This is a genomic window from Asticcacaulis solisilvae, from assembly GCF_017875235.1.
Taxonomy (GTDB): domain Bacteria; phylum Pseudomonadota; class Alphaproteobacteria; order Caulobacterales; family Caulobacteraceae; genus Asticcacaulis; species Asticcacaulis solisilvae_A.
In genome coordinates, this window is sequence record NZ_JAGGMI010000017.1 from 71,150 (window position 1) to 90,881 (window position 19,732).

Genomic DNA, 19,732 nt, shown 5'->3' on the forward strand with positions numbered 1-19,732 from the left:
AAAATCGCCGGTCAACCGGTAAAAGCGGCCTCAGGACAGATTGGCCAACATGTCGTTGATCCGCGTTTCAGCGTCTCCCAGGGCCTCATCGATCGGCTTCAGGCCGGTGATGGCGGCGGCCAGTTCGTCGCTCAGCATTTCCTGGATGGCGAACTGGCGCTGGACATCGGTCGGCAGGCCCTGGCCGTAATTGGTGATGGCAACCAGGTCGCGGCGATGCGGGCCGGCACGCCACTTTGGATCGTCTGCTACGGCCTGCATCGACGACAGGTGGCCCGATCGCGTCCATTCGGCCTCGTGCTGGCTCAGGAATTTCAACAGCCGATAGGTTGCGGCTTCCTGTGCCGGCGTCCGCTTTTTGCGCGGCATGACCCAGGCGTGGCCGTCGACAAAGGCGGGATCCACCTGCCCAAACAAACGCGGATAGGGCTTGACGCGATAGCCGTGATAGAGCGGCCGGCCAGCTAGCGCGGCTTCAGTATCAAACGTGCCGATCATCCACGTGCCAACGATATAAACTCCGCCCTCGCCATTGATGAAGGCGGTCGTGGCGGCGGCATAGTCCTGATCGCGCGTCGTCAGGTCTTCGGCATAGATCTGGCGAAACAGGGCGACGATCTCACGCGCTTTTGACGTGTTGACGCGGATGCGATTCGGCTCAGGAAAGACGATCTCGTTCTGCGCCAGCAGGTAGGTATAGAGGTTGCGGGCATAGGCCGCCTTCTCGTTGACGATCGACTGGACGAAATAGGGCTTGCCGGTCGCCTTGTGAAACTGGCGTGCCTGCGTCAGCAGTTCCTGGGCATTGCGCGGCAGGATGGGCTCACCGTTGCGTACCAGGCCTGCCTGACCAAACAGGTTCATATTGATGTGGAACAGCTGCGTCCACGTATCGAACGGCAGGCCGTAGACTTCGTTATTGATGGTCACCGCCCGCCGCGCCGCCGGTGTAAAGGCATCGGGCGCAACGCCTGCTTTTGCCAGCCCCTGCCCCATCGGCATCAGCAGGCCGTGGGTCTGGTAGTCGGGAATGACCGCCATATGCATGGTCACCAGGTCGGGCGCATCATCCGCCGCCAGTTGCGCCGACAGCTGGTTATAGCCCGGCCAGGCGACCGTATTGATATTCAGGCGAATGTCGGGGTTTTCAGCCTCAAAGCGGTCGAGCAGTTCGGTTATGATCTCACATTCACCGTTCGGATTGAGCGTCGCCTTGCCGAACTTGGGCACGTGAGCACGGCAATCGCCGAAGATGCGCTGCACGGTGATGCTGGGGCGCGGATCGGGCTTCTCGCATCCGCCGAGCGCCACAAGCGCGCACAGGAGTGCCGCCCACGCCCTCACAGCTTCACCATGCCGGTGACGGCCCCGACGATATGCTTCTGGAACAGGATGTAGATGATCAGGACCGGCAGACCGGCGACGACCGCCTGGGCCGTCAGAACGCCCATGCCGGTGACTTCGATATAGTTGCTCTGGGCGGCGGCCATGCCCTCGGTCAGGGTGAACATGGCCGGACGCGTCGCCGAAATCAGCGGCCACCAGTAGTCGTTCCACGATAAAAGGAATGTGTATATGGCGAGGCTGGCCAGGGCCGGCACGGTCTGCGGCAGCAGGATGTGCCAGAAGGTGCTGAACGTAGAGGCGCCATCCAGTCTGGCGGCATCTTCGAGGCTTTTCGGCAGGGCGCGAAACGCCTCGGTCATCAGGAAGACACCCAACGGAGCCGACAGGCCGGGCAGGATTAGCGCCAGGTAAGAGTTGTGCCAGTGCAGGTCGCTGAAAATCTGGTGGCGCGTCAGGATGACCGACTGATCCGGAATCGCCAGTCCCATAAGGACCAGCGCATAGAGCCAGTTGCGGCCGGGGAACTGCAACCTGCCAAAGGCAAAGCCCGCCAGTGACGACAGCACCAGCACACCGGCAACCGAAGCCCCCGACACAACCATTGAATTGAAGAACCAGCGGAACAGAGTCGCGTTACGGAACAGCTCGATATAGTTGTCGAGTGTATAGGGGCCGGTGAGCTTTAGCGGCGCGTGGCGCATCAGCTCGACATTGGGCCGGAACGACAGGTAGACCGCCCACAAAAGCGGCAGCAGGACGAAGGCCAGCATGCTAGCGCAAAATGCCAGCCGCAGCCACGCCCAGGTCTGGCGGCCGCGTGTATTGATGGGCGCTATGGCAACCGCGCTCATGCCCGCCCCCACAGCCGGCGCGCCAGTTGCGGCACCAGGGCGACGACCAGGATCAGGGCGAACAGTATCTGCGACGCGGCCGCCGCATAGCCGACGTCCCAGTGGTTGAAGCCGGTCTCATAGATATAGAGTACCATCGGCCGCGAGGCACCGTTCGGCCCGCCCTGGGTCAGCAGTTGCGGCTGGCCGAAGAGCTGGAACTGTAAGGCACACTCATAGGCGATGACCAGCAGCAGGGCCGGCGTCAAGGCCGGCAGGGTGACGTGGCGAAACACCGACCATGGCGTGGCGCGGTCCAGCGCCGCCGCTTCATAGACCGAGCGCGGGATCTGCTGGAGCGCCGACAGGAAGAGGATCATCGGCAGGCCGAGGCTCCACCAGACGGTGATCAGCACCAGGCTGGGCAGGACCAGATGCGGGTCGCTCAGGAAGGCGAGCGGCCGCGCGCCGACACCTTGCGCGACGTGACTGAGCAGACCCCCATCGACGGTCAGGACCTGGCGCCAGACGATGGTCATGACCGTCACCGACAGCACCGAAGAAGCAAAGACGATGCTGCGCAAGGCCGCGGCAAACCGCCCTGCCCTGTTAAGCGCCAGCGCCAAAGCCAGCGCCACCGTCACCAGCACAGGCACGCACAGGGCGACAAACAGGACGGTATTGCCAAGCGCCTGACGGAAGGTGGCGTCACGGAACAGGCGTGTATAGTTTTCCAGACCGATAAACGTCGCGCCGCCGAACAGGTTGGCGCGGTGCAGGCTCAGCGACACGCCGGTCAGCAGCGGATAGACCAACAGCCACAGATAGACTGCCAGAAAGGGCAGGACGAACAGCAGATGTGTCCAGCCGCGCCGCTCGGTCATGACACGTCCGCGTGGTAAGCCATGCCATCGGCGTCGAACAGGTGGGCGCGGGCGCCGTCAAACGACAGGCCGACCGCATCGCCGTCGCTGTATTGGCTGACGCCCGTCTGGGTCGCCACGACCTCGCGGCCGTCGCCCAGCACGACGTGGACCCAGGACTGCTCGCCCAGCCGCTCGACAAAACCAACCGTGGCGCGGATTTGACCGGCATCGGGTGCGGTCAGGGTAATGTCCTCGGCGCGCAGGCCCAGCCGCCACGACGGGCTTTCCGGCAGCCCGGGGTGTTTGATGGCCGTCGCGATCAGCGTGCCATCGAGGTCGAAACCGGCCTTCCCCCTCGCAGTCTGGCGCAAATTCCCCGCCAGCACGTTCATCGGCGTGGCGCCGACAAACTGGGCAACAAAGACATTGGCCGGCCGCATGAAGATTTCGAGCGGCGTGCCGATCTGCTGGATGCGGTGCTCGTGCATCACCATGATGCGCGACGCCAGGGTCATGGCCTCGACTTGGTCGTGGGTCACCATAACCGTGGTGGCCGCCAGCGTCTTGCTGATATGCGCCAGTTCGCGCCGGGTGCGCAGCCGCAGGGCCGGATCGAGGCTCGATAGCGGTTCGTCCATCAACAGCAGGTCGGGCCGGCGGACCAGGGCTCGCGCCAACGCCACGCGTTGCTGCTGGCCACCGGACAGCTTGCCGGGCTTACGGTCCAGAAACGGCTCGATGGCCAGGGCACGGGCAGCATCGTTGATGCGGCGGCTGATCTCGTCGGCGGGCACGCGCGCATTGCGCAGACCGAACGCCAGGTTATCGGCCACGCTCATATGCGGATAGAGGGCATAGTCCTGAAAGACCATGGCGACGCCGCGATCCCCGGGCGCCACATTGTGGATCGGCGCGCCATGCAGCAGGATATCGCCGCCATCGACGCTTTCGAGGCCAGCAATCAGCCGCAGCAGCGTGGTCTTGCCGCAACCCGAAGGCCCAAGAATAACAAAGAACTCGCCCTTGCCGATGCCGAATGACAGGTCGTCAAACAGCCTTAGCCCATCGAAGACCTTGGCGACATTACGGAACTCGAGGGCCGGTGCGGACGGCATGTCGTTGTGCTTCACCCCATGGGCGACTTTTTGCGCCCGTCCGGCATTTGTTACCGGTTATAGCGTTCAGAATAAAGCAATCCGATCGGATGTAAACGGTTTCGCATCAAACCGTGCCATGGTCCAGCCGGATACAGGTTCGGCAAAATGCCGGCGCGACCTTCCCGCGTCATGGTCGGCTGCTACCGCGTCGTGAACCGCTTCCGGAAATATTGGAAGGCGAATATCATGACACCCATGCCGGTCAAGAAGGAGGCAATGCGGGCCACCGCCAGGCAGCCCGACCAGTCGAGCGACAGGTCGAGAAGACTCTTTACCAGCAGCGGCGCGACCGAACCGGCATAGCCTGAGGCGTCGGCGACATAGATGAGAAAGCCCGCCGTGCCGATCGAGCCCGTGCACGCCATGAAACGTTCGAACAAAAGGCCGTTGAACGGCGCATAGGCGAGGTAGATCCCCGCCCCCAGCACGATGATCCACCATACGGGCGGCACTCCCTAGAGCGATATGGCGAAAAGTGCCAAGATGCTTTTTTTGGGTTTTCGCCTTAAATATCGCGACAAAACAAAAACTTAGATCGGTATGATGTTTCCACTTAAAATCATGCCAACCCTAGGTCGACGACGTCCTGGCTTCGGTCGGGACCGGCGGCCTTGCCAGCCTCAACGACAAGGCCTATGGCTCGCTGGACGGCAATGTCACCTACAAGCTCAATGACCAGCTGCCCCTGGTGGTCGAGGCGCAGAACCTCACCAACGAGGCCCAGTGGCAGTTCGCCCAGAACGGCCAGTTCGGCGGCTACACCTATAACGGCCGCACGCTGTCGATCGGCGTGCGCGGCAAGTTCTAGCCAGATCGCTTATCGGATTTGTTTTGCACCTGCCGGCCAGTTCACCACGGCCGGCAGGTTTTATTGTCAAGGGGTCACAATGAAATCGCTGCTCGTCTGTCTTTCGCTCTTGTGCGCGTCACCTGTGTTGGCTGAGACCACGATTTCGCCGCAGCTCCAGGCCGCCCTCGACCGCGCCCCGAACACGAAGCGGGCGCGCAATGTCATCCTGTTCATCGGCGACGGCATGGGAATAGGCTCCGTGACCGCCGGCCGCATCTTTGCCGGCCAAGCGCGCGGAGAAGACGGCGCCTCCTATCGCCTGAGCTTCGAAGCCCTGCCCTATACCGGACTGTCGAAGACCTATTCGGCCGACAAGTTCGTCACCGATTCAGCCAACGGCATCTCGGCCATCACCACCGGCGTCAAGACGATCAATGCCGCCATCGGCGTCGACGCCACGGTCCGGAGCAACGACTGCGCCTCAGCGATCAAGGCGCGCGTGCCAACCATCACCGAACAGCTTAAATCTGAAGGTAAGGCGACGGGTATCGTCACCACGGCCGGCCTGACCGACGCGACACCGGCGGGCGCCTATGGCCACGTGCCATCGCGCGGCTGGCGCTCGGACACAGAACTGCCCGCGGCCGCCACCCAGGCCGGTTGCGTGGACCTGGCCCGGCAACTGGTCGAAGCGCCCGAGCGCTTGCGCCTCGACGTGGCTTTAGGCGGCGATCGCGCCCGTTTCGTCACAAAGGCAGAGGGTGGACGGCGTGCGGATCGCGACCTGACGGCGGAATGGCGTGCGCAACCCGGCGCCACGGTCGTCACCGACAGGACGGCGCTTATGGCCGTCGACACCGGCCAGACGCGAAAGCTGCTGGGACTGTTCGCCGACGGCGACCTGCCGTCGGTCGTCGACCACAAGGGCCAGGGCGCCACGCCGACGCTCGAAGAGATGACACGCAAGGCCATCAGTGTCCTTGAACGTAACGACGACGGCTTCTTCCTGCTGGTCGAATCCGCCGCGATCGACAAGTGGCACCACGACAACAACGCCTATCGCGCGCTCGCTGATGTCGATCAACTCGACAAGGCGGTCAAGGCGGCGCTGGAGATGACCGATGCGGCCGACACCCTGATCATCGTCACCGCCGACCACAGCCATGGCCTGACGATCAATGCCGGATCGACACGCGAAGAACCGATCCTGGGTCTGGCGCGCAAGCACGGCGTAAACGAACCTGACAAGGACGGACGCCCGCGCCTGACGCTCAGCTACGCCACCGGCCCCGGCTTCCGGCCGGCCGGCGCGCCTGCGCCGACTGAGGACGAAGCCCTGTCGCCCGACTTCCGTCAGCCCGCCCTGACGCCGATGTCGAGCGCCCAGCACGCTGGCGAGGACGTCGCCGTCTATGCGTCAGGCCCCTACGCCCACCTGCTGACCGGCACGGTGGAATCGAGTTTTATTTACGAAGTCATGCGATTCGCGACATCGAGGCGCTGATTTGGCGGATATGCCGCGTGGCTATCAACGGCGCGTCGATGCGCCCGGCACCAGCATGTAGCCCTGGCCATGCACTGTGCGGATGGCTTCAGGGTGGTTCGGGTCGCGTTCGACCTTTTTGCGCAGGCGCCCGATGCGCGTATCCACCGAACGGCTGAACGGTTCCATCTCGGGATCGCCGGCCAGGTCCAGTATCTGGTCGCGGCTCAGGACCTTGTTGGGGTTCGACGCGAAGATATGCAGCAGGTCGGTTTCCAGCGCCGTCAGCGACACCTGCGCGCCTCCGGAGGTATAGAGCCTGCGCGTGCCTACATTATAGGAGCAGAGGCCGATGCGCACCTCCTCGCCCATGGTCGCGGCCGGAGCGTCTTCACGCGCGGCGCGGCGCAGGACCGCCCGCACCCGCGCCAGCATTTCGCGCATATCGAAGGGCTTGGCGATATAGTCGTCGGCGCCGATTTCAAGGCCGATGACGCGGTCGATCGGGTCCGCCGCGCCGGTCAGCATGATGATGCCGATCGGGCCAAGCCCCCGCAGGTGTCTGGCGATCGACAAGCCGTCCTCGCGCGGCATGTTGATGTCGAGCAGTACCAGATCGACCGGCCGTTCGGCCATAATTGCGCGCAGCGCCTCGCCGCCCTCCGCCTCGCTGACGTGATAGCCGTTCTTGACGAGGTAGCGGGCGACGACCGAACGCAGGTCTTCCTCGTCGTCGACAACGACAATATGCGGGTCGGCGCTCATCGGCGTGTCTCCTGAAGCTCGGCGAGCAGGTTCTTCACCGAGGCGCGGGTGAAGGGCTTTTCAATGAACGGGCGGCCGGCGCGGGCCAGGAAACGCACAGCTTCGATACCGAGCGTGTCACCGGTCACGAAGACGATCCGACCGGCGAGATGCGGCCGCTCGCGCTGCAGCCAAGTGAAGAAGGCGGGACCGTCCATACCGGGCATCCGCAGGTCGGACAGGATCAGGTCGACGTCACGGCCCGACAGGATGTCCTGGGCTTCCCGGCCGGACTCCGCGACCGTCACCTCATAGCCCTCGCTGCGCAGCATCCGGGCCAGGACCTCGGCCAGCGTCGTCTCGTCATCGATGACCAGGGCAAGGCCCCGGCGGGCCGGCGCCGGCCGCGAACGGACCGCCGCATCCGCGCTTTCGCGGTCCGGCGACGGATTCACCGGGAGACGCAACCGGAAACACGAACCGTTGGAGGAGGTTTCGGCCAGGCTGAGCGTCCCCCCGTGCGCCTCGACAACCCCCATCGAATAGGACAGGCCGATGCCTGTACCGGCGCCCTGGGGCTTGGTTGTGAAGAAGGGCTCGAAGATCCGGCGTTGCAGGTGCAGCGGAACGCCCGCCCCCGTGTCGGCGATCTCGATTTCGACCGCGTCGCCCATATGACGCGACACGATGCGGAGCTGCCTCTGGCCGTCGCGTTCCAACATGGCCTGCTGGGCATTGACGATCAGGTTGCTCAGGACCTGGTGCAACTGGTCGGAATCGACGCGCAAGGCCGGCAGATCCGGCTCGAGGTCGGTGCGCACTTCCACGCCGGCGGTGCGCAGGCTGTAGTCGGCAAGGTCGAGCGCCGAGACGACCAGTGCGTTGGCGTCGGTCGCGCGCCGCTCGGGCGGCTTCTGCCGGGCCATGGCCAGGAAGCTCTGCACGATGCGCGCGCATCTTTCCGCGGCGGTGCGTATCTTGGTGGCGTCGGAGGCGTGCGGCGTGCCCTCTGCCTCTTCCTCCAGCATGGTGGCGTGCGCGACGACCACGGCCAGCGGGTTGTTCAGTTCGTGGGCGACCCCGGCCAGCAGGCTGCCCAGGGCCATCATTTTTTCGGACTGATACAGCGCCTCACGTGACCGTTCCAACTGCGCCTGGCTTTCGTTCAGGCGCTCCTCGGCCAGCTTGCGGTCGGTGACATCGATGCTGATGCCGTTGGATCGTGCCGGCTTGCCATCGTTGTCGAAATGGACCACCCCGCGCAGCACGACCCAGCGCACCTGCTTGTCCGGGCGGATGATGCGGTATTCGATCGAGAATGGACGGCCGGCATAGACCGCCTCGTCGACCTCCCTGAGGTAGCGCTCCATGTCGTCGGGATGGACCAGGGTGAAGCGCAGTTCGGGCTCTACATAGCCCGTGTACGGAATACCGAAGATTTCGCAGGTGCGCGGCGACCACCAACCTTCCAGCGTGTTGAGGTCGTAGTCCCACGTCCCCAGTTCCGCGCCCTCCAATGCCATGCGCAGGCGCTCCTCACTCTTGCGCAGGCTTGCCTCGGCATTGGCGCGTTCAAGCGTCGCCCAGGTCCGTTCGGCGACCTCCTCGACCAGCCGGATTTCGCTTTCGCTCCAGACGCGCGGCTCAGGGTGATGGACGGACAGGACGGCCGAAAGTTCGTTGCGGCGGAGCAGCGGCACGGTGATGGCGGCACGGATCCCCATGGCGTCCATGGCGGGACGGTTATCGTCGTCGACGTGGGGACTGGCATCGGTATCGTCCATGACGACCGTCTCACCCCGCGCCAGCGCCGCGATATTGTTGCGCCCGAAGCTCATCAGCGGATAGGTGCCGATAATCGAGCCCAAGACGTCGCACCATTCGACCTCGACATCGAGCGTATCGGCCGGAACGCTGAGTTCGGCATAGCCGACCCGCCCGGTTTCGAGATGCCGCCCCAGCATGGCCACGGCGTCGCGCAGGATGGTGTTGGCATCGCTCTCGCGGCGCAACCGGTCGCCCAGGCTGAGCAAAAACGCTTGCCGCGTCTGCGTGTCGCGCAGCCGCGCCTCGGCCCGCGCCCGCTCAAGCGCCTCCCAGGTGCGTTCGGCAACCTCTTCTATGGTGCGGATATCCACTTCGGACCATTGGCGCGGACGGTCGGACTGCACTGACAGTATGGCGGTGAAACGTCCGTGTTTGATGAGCGGCACGGCGACCAGGCCACGCACGCCCCAACGCGTGAAGGCGGTGACAAAGTCCGGTCCGATCCTTGGGTCGGCGCAAACGTCAGGCGATATGAAGGCGCGCCCCGCCCGGTTTTCCGCGACGATATCCGGACCAAAGGAGGCAAGCGGCAGGGCGCCGGCATTGCTTTCGACGCCGTTGGTCCAGTCTTCCTTCAGGACCAGAAAGCGTTCGGCGGCATCGATCTCGCCGTAACCGACGCGCAGCGCGCCCAGATGTTCGCCCAGGGTCCGGTTGGCGATGGCCATGATGACAGCCGGGTCGGATTCGTGACGCAGGCGGTCACTCAGTTGCAGGGAGGTCCCGCGCCCGGCCACCTCGGCCCAGCCCGCCCAGCCGCGGATGTCGCCGCCCGCGTCGCGGATCGGGCGAAGGTGGAGATTTAGGTCGACGCCCCGCTGGTTCGGCCGGGCCGTCAGCTCATACGGTGCATCATTCGGCCCCATGAGCCGCGCCACCACGTCCGAATCGAAAACGGCCTGCCATCCCTGGGCGATCACGGCATCGCACGAAAGGCCCGCCGGCTCTTCCCAGTCGCGGCTCAGCCAGGACGGGGCGCCGTCGGGTCCTGCGATCCAATGCAAACCCGGCATATGCCCGGCCAGGGCCTCGAAGGCGCTTTCAACGGGCATGACAGTACTCTGGACGGGCGGCAAGCGGAACTCTGGTGAATGGACAAAAGGGCAAATTACACCACGCTTCTCGCCGTTTCAACGCTTCCGCCCCTTCCGATATCCCCTCGCAATTCGCCGACTGTACGCCATGCCGCCGTCACAGATGCGTCGCCCGCCCCGGCGAATTGCAACAGTTGTGACAGCAGCCGGACGCCCTGATACAATTGTTGCACAGTTATGCGCCGCACGGCGCACCTGTGGCGGCGAGCTAATCTAGAGTGGGCATTCCCTTCCTCCAGTGCCCCGGTCATGAGTTCCAGCGACGATTCCTCACAACCCGAAGGCGCCGTCCAGGCGCGGTTCGCGGTGCTGTTCCAATCCTTCATCCAGTCGTCTCACACCCGCGCCAGCTCCGAAGCGGTCGGCTTCCTGCTCGGTCGGCTGCAACCGCGATGCGGGGCGCGGCTAATCTGCTGCGACCGGTCGACCATGGCCTATGGCTGGGGACTGACCGCGCAAGGGTGTGCGATCAGCGTCAGCGCAAGCGCAGGCGACGAACCTTTCGACGGCGCGGTCTGGTCGCTGGATGAGGTCGGCAATCCCCCCGATGCCGGGCTTATGGCCAGGCTGGGCGAACGGATACTGCCGGGAGGCCGCCTGGTGATCGACGCCGGCCACGAGAGGCTCATCAACGGCTGGGGGCATTTTCCGGTCATCGCCACCCTGACGCCCCTGGGAGTCGCGCGCGCGCCGGACAGCCGGCGGCTCTATGTCTGGCTGCGCGAAGACTGACGCGGGCGCTGTGACAACTGTTGCAAGGTTTCCGCCGCTCCGATGCACGTGCGACGGCCGGGGCTGATAGCCGGAGGTCAGAGCCGCCGCGCGCGGCGCCACAAAAGCGAAACCTCATCATGCGCACATCCCCGTCCGTCCGTCTGGCGCTCATAATCTTCTCGTCGTCGATCCTGCATGCCGGCGCGGCCGACGCCGCCGCACCCCCGTCCCAGGATCCGGCGTCCGCGGCCGCCAGGGGTCGTGTCACGCCACTGGCCGTCCAGGTCACGCACCCCGGCATGCTCGCCGCCGAAACAAAACGTCTGACCATGAAGGTTTCAGCCGTCATCGACCAGGTCCTGCAAACGCCGGCGCTCAAGGACCCGCGCGGCTTCAGCCTGACGCGGTCGCTTAAGGTCGATGCGCCGCTGACGGGCTATGGCTGGCATCCGGCGCGTGGCAAGGTGGTGATGATTGCCCAGGACATCGACCTAAGCGCCAATCCAAAGCCGGATGCCAAGGGCGCCTATATGGGCCGGCTGGAAGGCCCCAGCCTCCATATCGGCATCAATGACCTTACGGCGCTCTACGCCAATGTTTTCTCGGACCCGGATGCCGACGACTTCCTCACCCTGCCCCTGATGCGGATCAGCCAGCAGGGTTATCCGGTTTTCCGTGTCGGCCTGCGCGACGTCGTGCTGATCGCCAAGCCGGGAAAGATGCCTTATGTGCCCGTCAGCAAGGCGGAGTACCTCCAGTCTCTGCTCGATGCCGAAGCCAAGTCACAGGCCGAGTTCGGCCCGCCGACGAACCCCAGGGCCAAGGCCTACCAGGAAAAGCTGTTCGCCACCAAGGCCAGCCTGACTGCTGAGGAAGGCACGGCGCCCGCCTGCGCCAGTTCGCGCCTCAGCCAGGTTTTCGGCGATTGCAATGAAGCCGACGCATCCTTCTACGTCCGGCTGAACACCGACTATTTCCAGCGCGGACAGGGCGCGGGAACCGTGCAGATGATTACCATTGAAGTGCCGGTCGAAGGCCGTGACGGCCACAAGCGGCTGGAGCCCCGGCTACGGGACGCCGCGGGCGCCCTTGATCTCGATGCCATAGCCGCACTTCTCGACTAGGGCACGACCATGCAACGCAAATCCTCCCGGCTGCGCGCGCAACTTATGGCGGCGGTCGCCGTCTTGACGCTCACGGCGCCGACGCAACCGGCCTATGCCTGGAAGCCGAAGACCCACATCTATCTCGCCGAGGAAGCGCTGCGCGACGCGCTCGACAACGGCAAGGTGACGCTCTACGAGACCGACCGTGCGACGGGCCGCATTATCGGCGTGCTTGGCGAGTTCGACGTCGATCCGAACATCCTGGCGGCGCTGAAGGCTGGACAAAAGCAGTTCCGCGCCGGGGTCCTGGGGCCGGACGCCTATCCGGACATCCTGACAGGCCAGCAGATCATCCACCCCGAGGAAGCCGACGCCATCGATGGCACCGCGGGCGGATCGAACGCCTGGCTGACCCACCTGTGGGAGCGTGGTTTCGTCAATGGCGCCACGCCGCAGGTCCGGGCCTTTACCATTGGCTACCTGACCCACGCCGCCGGCGACGTCTTTGCCCACACCTATGTCAACCACTATGCCGGCGGCGAGTTCATGCTGGTCCCGGACCCAACGAATGCCGTCAAGCACCTGGTGCTCGAAGGCTATATCGGCAAGCGCACGCCCCAGACCATGAGCGCGACGACCACGCGTCAACGGGTCAGCGGCGGGCCGCGCAATCCGCGCAAGCGCGACGACCTGGGGCTCGATCCCGATACGACCAACGACCCGATCGTCTATGAAAACATCCGCCTGCCGATCACCCAAGAAGACACCAGCATCGCGGGTGTCGAAGGCTTCATCTATGACGAGCTGACCGTCGCGAAGCCTGGCAGCATCATGATGACCAAGCTCATGAAGGGCGAAGGCACAGGCCGTTCCATCCCGTTCATCTTCTCGGAAAAGCGTAATCAGCTCCAGGCCGAGGTCGATGACTACGAGCGCACGCGCCTCGGTTTAAGCGGCCCGGCGCGCCTCGCCTATGCCGCCGCCAATGGCGTCCAGGCTGAATACAAGAAGGCGTGGATCGCCGATATTGATGCGGGCCTCAAGGCCTTTCCCGCAGTCAGCCACGAGGTCGCCAAGGCCATCGTCTATAACGAGGCTGGCGGCGACATGGGCCGCGCCAAGGACATCCTGTCGAAATACGTCTCCGACCACATGTACTCCATGGTCGGCATCCCGGATGCCGTCATCATCACCGCCCGGACCATATCGAACGCTGTCAGCGCCATCGTCCCGCCGGTTATCGCCGAGTTCCTCAATGAACTGCTGATGGCACCGCTCGACGCCATCATAAAGGGGCTGACCGGCAAGTCGCCCGACGAGTGGGCGCACTACATGACCAACCCCGAAGCGCACTTCGACGAGATCATGAATGTGCCCGGTGGCGGCCACAGCGGCAGCGTCGAGCACCGCATCGACCTGAAGACCTTCAACCGCGAGCAACTGAAGATCGACGACGATGGCTACGGCAAGCCGAGCCTGAAATGGAAAATCGAAGACCTGCCGCCGGCTTTCAACACGTTGCAACTGACCAAGCTCCTGTTTCTCGGCGATGCCGGCATGCGGCAGCTTCAGGCGGCGCTAAAGGCGAAGGGCGTGGAGATGGGTGCGGCGCCACGCAACTACATGCTGGGCTGGGTACGCTCGCTCGATGCGGGCAACCAGTGGCAGGGACTTGCGTCTCCGCGTGGCAAGGCGTCTCCGCAGGCGGCCTTCGCGGGTAACGGTGCGGCGGCCTATAACCGTCTATTCCTCGCCCAGATCGGTGAAGCGGAAATCCCGGCGGCCGGACCTGCGTCGGGCCCGGCGCCCGCAACGCCTGCCCCCACAGCACCCGCGCCGCAGCCGGCGCCCCCCGTCAAGGAACCGCGCTGGTCCCCGCGTCCTGAAGACCGCGGCAACAGGAGCCTGATGGCCAGCTATCTCGAAGGCGACTGGGCAACGGACCTGGGCCGCCTGCGTATAAAGCGTACCGGCGAAGGCGATGTCGATCACTGGATCGGTCATATCTATCGCGCGGGCAGGAACGAGGCCGGATTTGTGCTCGAGGACCTGGTGCCCAGCGACGATGCGTCCGGCCTGACCGGCACGTGGCGCGAGGCGGGCTCAACACAGAAACGCGCGATCCGGCTGGTTCTGAACCTCAATGACGGCGACAGGTTCGCCGGCGGGGCTGAGGGTTACATCGGCGGATTGGCCGAGCTGACCGGCACACGCATCCTCAACCCGCCGGCCCACGAAGCACCGGAGCCGCAGCCGACCGAGCCCCAGGCACCGGTGCCCGAGCAACCAGGACCGCAGCAGCCCGCTCAGCGGCCGCAACCACCGGCGCCTCAGCCGCAACCGCCTGAAGACGACTTCCAGCCGCTCGGCAAGTGGGATGTGCGCATTGACAAGGTCGAGAACCCGCGCGACGACCGCCTGACCCATGTCTATGTGACGCTGCGCAACGCCAGCACCCAGGTGCAGTACCAGACCGGCGAGGTATGGGTCTATCTGGAGGATACCAGCGGCGCCACGCAACGCAGCGGCCAGGGCGTGCGCGCCATCCCCGGACCGCCGCAACTGTTCAGCGGCACGCCTACCGTCTTTCCGGGCAAGACCATAAAGGCCAAGTACGTCTTCGACCGCGTGCGGGGCGCCGCCATCACGGGGATCACGGTGACCGAAGGCGAGTACCGGGCTGAGTTCGCCTTCTAAAACAAAGCCGCCGTCACAACTGTTGCAAAGTCTTTGGACCTTCAATGCACGTGTGACGGCGCACCCGCCTATTCCACCCTCATCAACAACTTTACACACGTCATAACCCATGCGCGTCCCAGCCCTTTGCCTCACTGCCGCCCTTACTGCCCTTATGCCCGCCATCAGTCACGCTCAGATCGGTGGCCTTGGCCGCGTCTATGGCCGGGATGCGGAGATCGAACTGACCTGGACCGCCGTACGCCTGCCCGGCACCTGGGAGAACGAAGAGGTAAGCGTCACCTTCAGAACTGTCTCCGGTGGTGTGGTCTACGCCGATGCCTATGTACCCAAGGGAGACGGAACCAAACGCCGGCTGAACGCGCGCCTCACCCCCAATGCGACAAAAACCGCGATGGAAGGCGAATGGGAGGATATCGGCGCTTATAATGACCGTTGGCAGGGCGGCCGCTGGAAGGTCAGCTTTGTCAACGACCGGGTGGTCGTCGAAGGCTTGCCGAGCGGCCGTAACTTCACCTCTACCCTGAAAGCGACGCCCGGGACCGAAACCGCCGTTCCCGCTCAATACAAGGACTGGCTGGGCGAATGGACCGTCCACGGCGGAACGCTCAAGCTGTTCATGGAGCAGGGCCGCATGGTGGGTACGTATCGCGTGCCCGCGGCCAGCGGGTTAAAGGAAACGCGCCGCGAGCTTCTGTTCCGTGGCGCCACCGACCGCTACGAGACCGACGGCGACACCCTGGTTGGCTTCTGGCAAAGCGTGGGCGATCCGCCCGTCGTGGGCGGCGAAGCGCGCATGACCCTGCTGCCAGGCAAGGCAAGTTTTGGCGGCACCCTGGCGGGCGATACGACCTACGGCGCATGGCGTGGACAGCGCGCGGGCAGCAGCGAAGGAGAGGCCGGCGCCGAAACCCTGCCCCCGCCAAACCCTGTGCCGCAAACGCCCGCGCCGCCGACGCCCGCGACACCTGCACCCGTGCCTCATACGCCTGCGCCCTCCGAGCCAGCCTCCGCAGCTGACGGCTTCGCACCGCTAGGCCGATGGGACGTCCGGATCGACAAGGTCGAGAACCCGCGCGACGACCGGCTGACCCACGTCTACCTGACCCTGCGCAATGCCGGGACACAGACTCTGCTCCAGACTGGCGATGTCTGGGTCTATTTTGAAACCAGCGACGGGCTGACGCAACGCAGCGGCCAGGGCCTGCGCGCCGTCCCGGGACCGGCGCAGCTGTTCGGCTCTCCTCCGCCCGTCGTACTGCCGGGCCATGAGATCAAGGCCAAATATATCTTCGATCGCCACCGCGGCGTCACCCTCACCAGCATCATGGTGATGGAAGGCGAACACAAGGCCGAATTCGCCTTCTGATCCAATCATTTCCGTATTTCAGGAATCTTATCATGCTTCGCACCCTCACCCTTGCTCTGTGCCTCGGGACAATGGCCACGCCCGTCTTCGCAGAATCTTTTCTGGAACGGATGGCCCAGCAGGCCGCCGAAAAGATGGCGCAAAAAGCCGCTGACAGCGTCATGAACGGCGGAGGTTCATCTTCAGACGGCGGGGCGAAGAACCGGGAAACTTCGGATGATCCGCAGGCGGGCCAGGTCCTTAAGCCCAAGCCCCGCGCTACGACCACGGCCGCTCCCCCTGCGCCGGCGCCGACCGCCGCACCGGGCGTCAAGGCCAAGAAAGCCCCGCCGCCCGGCGTCTACCCGGGAACCATCGCCGTCAGCGCCGATATCAAGGCGAAGAAGGACGCCTTCGATGAATTCGGCAAGGTGCGCTGCAGCGACTGCGAAGGCGGCTACAGCTACGACAGCTGGACGCAGATCTTCTTCAACGGCGAGTTGGCCGGCGAATATAACGGCTGGGCCAAGAAGCTCGGCAATCTCAAGGTCGGCGAGCGCCTGACCTGGAAGGGCAAGGCATCGAAAGGCACCCTGACCGTCGTCAGCGACAGCCCCGTTGAAGGCTTCCGCTGCAAGCAGCTCACCTATCGCCTCGACAAGCCGAATGCCAGCGCCGAGCGTCCCGGTCTCGTCTGCTGGGGCAAGCTCAACGAATATTCCAGCAATGACAGCTGGGTCATCGTCTACTGATTGAAAGTTCCGGAAATGAAGAAATATATGATCTGGGCCGGACTGGCGCTGGCCTTCGCCGCGCCGCTGTCTTCGTTCGCGCCCTTCGCCGCGGCCGAAACCGTTCGTTGGGCGCCTCGCCCCGAGGATCGGGCCAACAAGAGCCTGATGGCCAGCTATTTCGAAGGCGACTGGACCACGCCGCTCGGTAAAATGACCGTCAAACGCACCGGCGCCGGCGACGTCGACCACTGGATCGGCCACATCTATCGCGATGGTACGGACGAACCGGCCTTCGTGTTCGAGGACCTGGTGCCCAGCGAGGACGCCTCGGGCCTCACCGGCACCTGGCGCGAAGTGGCCTCGACACAGAAGCGCAATATCCGCCTGGTCCTGAACTTCAACGACGGCGACAGGTTCGCGGCCGGATCGGAAGGATATATCGGCGGCCTGGTCGAACTCACCGGCACGCGCGGCTATACGCCGCCGCGGTCGAACGTCCATGGCTCAAGACTGCTTGACGGCAACTGGTGCACCGAGGTCGGCCTGCTGCGCGTCCGCGTCGGCGGCGAGAATGCCGTCGGCGGCATGTTCTCCGACGACGGCAAGGTCACGCAATACCTGATGGACATGAAGCCGACCGCCGACAATCGCGGGCTTGAAGGCACCTGGTATTCGACCGCCGCCGGCTCGGTGCGCGAATGGGTCAGCATGGCACCATCAACGGATGGCCGCGCCATGACGGCCAGCTTCGGCGGCAGCACCGGCGTGCACGGCAGGCGTGTCCTCAATGGCGTGCTGAAGTCGACCGAATCCCAGCCGGCGCCGGACATTTGCATCGCGCACGCGCCCAACCCTGGCGGCGGCGGTCCCGCCCCGCAACCCCAGCCGCAGCCGCAGCCGCAGCCGCAGCCTGAACCCCAACCCGGACCGCAGCCACAACCGCAGCCCGAGCCTGAGCCCGATACACCGGAAGCCTACCGGTCGCTGAACAAGTTCGACGTCCGCTTGGACAAGGTGATCGAAGCGCGCGGCTATCCGACGCGTCAGGTCCATGTCTTTGTGACGATCAAAAACGCCACGACCACGCAGCAGTACATCACTTCCGGCTTCATGCGGGCCGTGCTGACCGACACCGAGGGTGTGGGACAGGAACGCAACCAGGTCTGGCGCGCCAATGTCGAACCGGCGGCGCTATTCAACAACACGCCGGTCGTGAAGCCTGGTGCCGAGCTGGCGATCCGCTACGTCTTCATGCCTGACGAGGGCGCCGTTCCCGCGAACCTGACGCTGAGCGAAGGCGGCAAGACCCTCGAATTTCCTGTTACCGGCTTCTGAAAGTCCATATCATGATCCGCAAAGCCTTAGTTTTATTGCTCGCCTCGACCTGCCTTACGGCCACGGCGCATGCCGCCGAACCCGGCGACACCCGCGCCGGCACCATAGAGGTTACCGTCACCTATACCGGCACGGCCAAATGGTCGCGCGGCGGCGAACGGGGCTCGGTCGTCCATGACCGCAAGCTGACCTATCGGATGCCGGTCATCGGCTACTACATGGGCGCCTCCGGCTGGAAGGAGATCGACGATCGCCTGCCGCCGCCGATCGAAGGCGAATTGCCTGAGCAGAACGTCACCGAAGCCGATATCGCCGACCTGTCCAGCGCCATGGCAGCCGCCGAAGCCCGCTGCGGCGATGACGAAGACTGCTTCGTCGAAGCCTTGAAAGGCAAGGCCGCCCGCATGCAGGCCGAAGGCAAGATCACTGTGCCGGCCAACATGCCGAAGATCAACGCCCCGGACCTGACCCGCTTCCTGGTCATCAATCCGTCCGACTGCGCCCATGCCACCGCCACGGCCAGCATCAATGATCGCTACGAAGGTGTGCGCCTCGATGGCGGCGAAGGCGACGCGGGCCTGAGGCCCTACGCCTACTCCGAAACCGGCACGGTGACGCATACCGGTGACCACACCGGCGCCCATCACTGCCGTTTCAACGCCGTCGTCGACACGGTCGCGGGCACCTACAGCCTGTTCGTACCGGTAACCGCCCCGGTCGAGACGCAACGCTCGGACGTGGAGGAAACGGCCCGGCGCTATGTCACCCATAGTTCAAGCACGGTCGCCCCCGACAGCCACACGCGCTGGCTGGACCTCAAGCTTCCTGCGGGCGGCAAGGTCATGACCGGGCGGCGTATCATTGAGAATATCGACAATAGCGATCCTGAAAACGGCGCCCCCCTTCGCGCCGTCATCGACTGGAAACTGACGCTGAACTGAGGAGACAGCCATGCGCACCATCATCATCTGTATCGTCATGCTGAGCGCCGCATCCGCGCAGGCCGCGGCCTTAAGCGACGTCGCCGGCCGCTGGGCACAGTCGAGCAGCGGCAAGGAACTGGTCCTGCAGTCGAAGATCAAGCTGCAGCCGAATGTTTCCGGCGGCTTCGGCACCAGCCTCGGCGGCTCGGTCGGATTCGGCTCCATGACCAAGACGACCGTCGTCACCGAAGCCGTGCCCGCCCATGTCGACCGCCGGATGGAACTCAAGCTGGCGACGGATGGCGGTTTCACCTGGACGATCGTCAAGACCGAGCCGGTCGATGCCACCTGCACCCGCACCGTCCGCCAGGAAAAACACGGCAAGGCAAGGCTGGCCAGCGGGTCGCTGGTATTCGACGTCGCCGGGGGCTCGGAAACGTTTGAGAAAAGCTGCGGCGGCACGGGCCGAACCGCCCTTCCCGCCAGCCGGGAGGCCTACAGGCTGACACTCGACCAGGGGCGCATGACACTTGCCGACGGCGCCTCCAAATGGGTCTTCGCCCGCAACTGACGCGTCATTTTCCACGCGTCAGACATAGCCCCCCGCCGGGCGAAGCGGAAAGCGGCTGTCTTCGGACAGCCGCTCAGACTGCTGACAAACCTCTGGCGTAAGTCGGGGGTTTCTGATTCATTGAGGTATGCTCAAAGCGCCGTCAGCCGAACAAACTGCCCTTGAG

Annotated in this window: 16 protein-coding genes; 9 read left to right on the forward strand and 7 right to left on the reverse strand. The window is 64.6% G+C overall.

Going from position 1 to position 19,732, the window contains the following annotated elements:
• Nucleotides 1-30: 30 nt before the first annotated feature.
• The 5 genes from J2X24_RS20315 to J2X24_RS20335 all read right to left on the reverse strand — a co-directional run bounded on the left by J2X24_RS20315 (nt 31) and on the right by J2X24_RS20335 (nt 4,652).
• On the reverse strand, nt 31-1,344 hold the full coding sequence (locus J2X24_RS20315; protein WP_209725525.1) for an extracellular solute-binding protein: 1,314 nt from the start codon (nt 1,342-1,344) through the stop codon (nt 31-33).
• On the reverse strand, nt 1,341-2,198 hold the full coding sequence (locus J2X24_RS20320) for a carbohydrate ABC transporter permease (RefSeq protein WP_209725526.1): 858 nt from the start codon (nt 2,196-2,198) through the stop codon (nt 1,341-1,343). Before J2X24_RS20320 ends, J2X24_RS20315 begins: the two co-directional genes overlap by 4 nt.
• The gene (locus J2X24_RS20325; RefSeq protein ID WP_209725528.1) at nt 2,195-3,061 is read right to left on the reverse strand and encodes a carbohydrate ABC transporter permease; all 867 of its coding nucleotides are present in this window, start codon (nt 3,059-3,061) and stop codon (nt 2,195-2,197) included. Before J2X24_RS20325 ends, J2X24_RS20320 begins: the two co-directional genes overlap by 4 nt.
• Nucleotides 3,058-4,158: an ABC transporter ATP-binding protein gene (locus tag J2X24_RS20330; RefSeq protein ID WP_209725530.1), complete on the reverse strand. Its 1,101-nt coding sequence runs from the start codon at nt 4,156-4,158 to the stop codon at nt 3,058-3,060. The genes J2X24_RS20325 and J2X24_RS20330 overlap by 4 nt, the downstream gene beginning before the upstream one ends.
• 182 nt (nt 4,159-4,340) lie before the next feature.
• Nucleotides 4,341-4,652 (reverse strand): DUF5690 family protein, encoded by a 312-nt coding sequence (locus J2X24_RS20335; protein ID WP_209725532.1) that lies wholly within the window; start codon nt 4,650-4,652, stop codon nt 4,341-4,343.
• Between the two features lie 435 nt (nt 4,653-5,087).
• Here J2X24_RS20335 and J2X24_RS20345 point away from each other — a divergent pair, with 435 nt between their 5' ends.
• Entirely contained in the window at nt 5,088-6,494 is a 1,407-nt protein-coding gene (locus tag J2X24_RS20345) for an alkaline phosphatase (RefSeq protein ID WP_209725534.1), read from the forward strand.
• Nucleotides 6,495-6,518: 24 nt separating this feature from the next.
• Here the strand turns inward: J2X24_RS20345 and J2X24_RS20350 are convergent, their stop codons facing one another.
• A complete protein-coding gene (locus tag J2X24_RS20350) occupies nt 6,519-7,238 on the reverse strand; it encodes a response regulator (RefSeq protein ID WP_209725551.1) in 720 nt (239 codons plus the stop codon).
• Nucleotides 7,235-10,096, reverse strand: coding sequence for a GAF domain-containing protein (locus J2X24_RS20355; protein ID WP_209725553.1), 2,862 nt, complete (start codon nt 10,094-10,096; stop codon nt 7,235-7,237). The genes J2X24_RS20350 and J2X24_RS20355 overlap by 4 nt, the downstream gene beginning before the upstream one ends.
• 291 nt (nt 10,097-10,387) lie before the next feature.
• Here J2X24_RS20355 and J2X24_RS20360 point away from each other — a divergent pair, with 291 nt between their 5' ends.
• The 8 genes from J2X24_RS20360 (at nt 10,388) to J2X24_RS20395 (ending at nt 19,566) form a co-directional block, all read left to right on the forward strand.
• Nucleotides 10,388-10,870, forward strand: a complete 483-nt coding sequence (locus J2X24_RS20360) for a hypothetical protein (RefSeq protein ID WP_209725555.1) — start codon at nt 10,388-10,390, stop codon at nt 10,868-10,870.
• 119 nt (nt 10,871-10,989) lie between these two features.
• Nucleotides 10,990-11,976 carry a hypothetical protein gene (locus J2X24_RS20365; RefSeq protein ID WP_209725557.1) on the forward strand — a complete coding sequence of 329 codons (987 nt, stop codon included), beginning with the start codon at nt 10,990-10,992 and terminating at the stop codon, nt 11,974-11,976.
• Nucleotides 11,977-11,985: 9 nt separating this feature from the next.
• Nucleotides 11,986-14,655 carry a zinc dependent phospholipase C family protein gene (locus J2X24_RS20370; RefSeq protein WP_209725559.1) on the forward strand — a complete coding sequence of 890 codons (2,670 nt, stop codon included), beginning with the start codon at nt 11,986-11,988 and terminating at the stop codon, nt 14,653-14,655.
• Between the two features lie 154 nt (nt 14,656-14,809).
• Nucleotides 14,810-16,024, forward strand: a complete 1,215-nt coding sequence (locus J2X24_RS20375) for a hypothetical protein (RefSeq protein ID WP_209725561.1) — start codon at nt 14,810-14,812, stop codon at nt 16,022-16,024.
• Nucleotides 16,025-16,056: 32 nt separating this feature from the next.
• Nucleotides 16,057-16,755, forward strand: a complete 699-nt coding sequence (locus J2X24_RS20380) for a hypothetical protein (protein ID WP_209725563.1) — start codon at nt 16,057-16,059, stop codon at nt 16,753-16,755.
• A 27-nt stretch (nt 16,756-16,782) separates the two neighbouring features.
• Nucleotides 16,783-18,072 carry a hypothetical protein gene (locus J2X24_RS20385; RefSeq protein ID WP_209725565.1) on the forward strand — a complete coding sequence of 430 codons (1,290 nt, stop codon included), beginning with the start codon at nt 16,783-16,785 and terminating at the stop codon, nt 18,070-18,072.
• Nucleotides 18,073-18,083: 11 nt separating this feature from the next.
• Complete coding sequence (locus tag J2X24_RS20390) at nt 18,084-19,013, forward strand: hypothetical protein (RefSeq protein WP_209725567.1); 930 nt, start codon at nt 18,084-18,086, stop codon at nt 19,011-19,013.
• Nucleotides 19,014-19,023: 10 nt separating this feature from the next.
• Entirely contained in the window at nt 19,024-19,566 is a 543-nt protein-coding gene (locus tag J2X24_RS20395; RefSeq protein WP_209725569.1) for a hypothetical protein, read from the forward strand.
• Nucleotides 19,567-19,732: the final 166 nt, after the last annotated feature.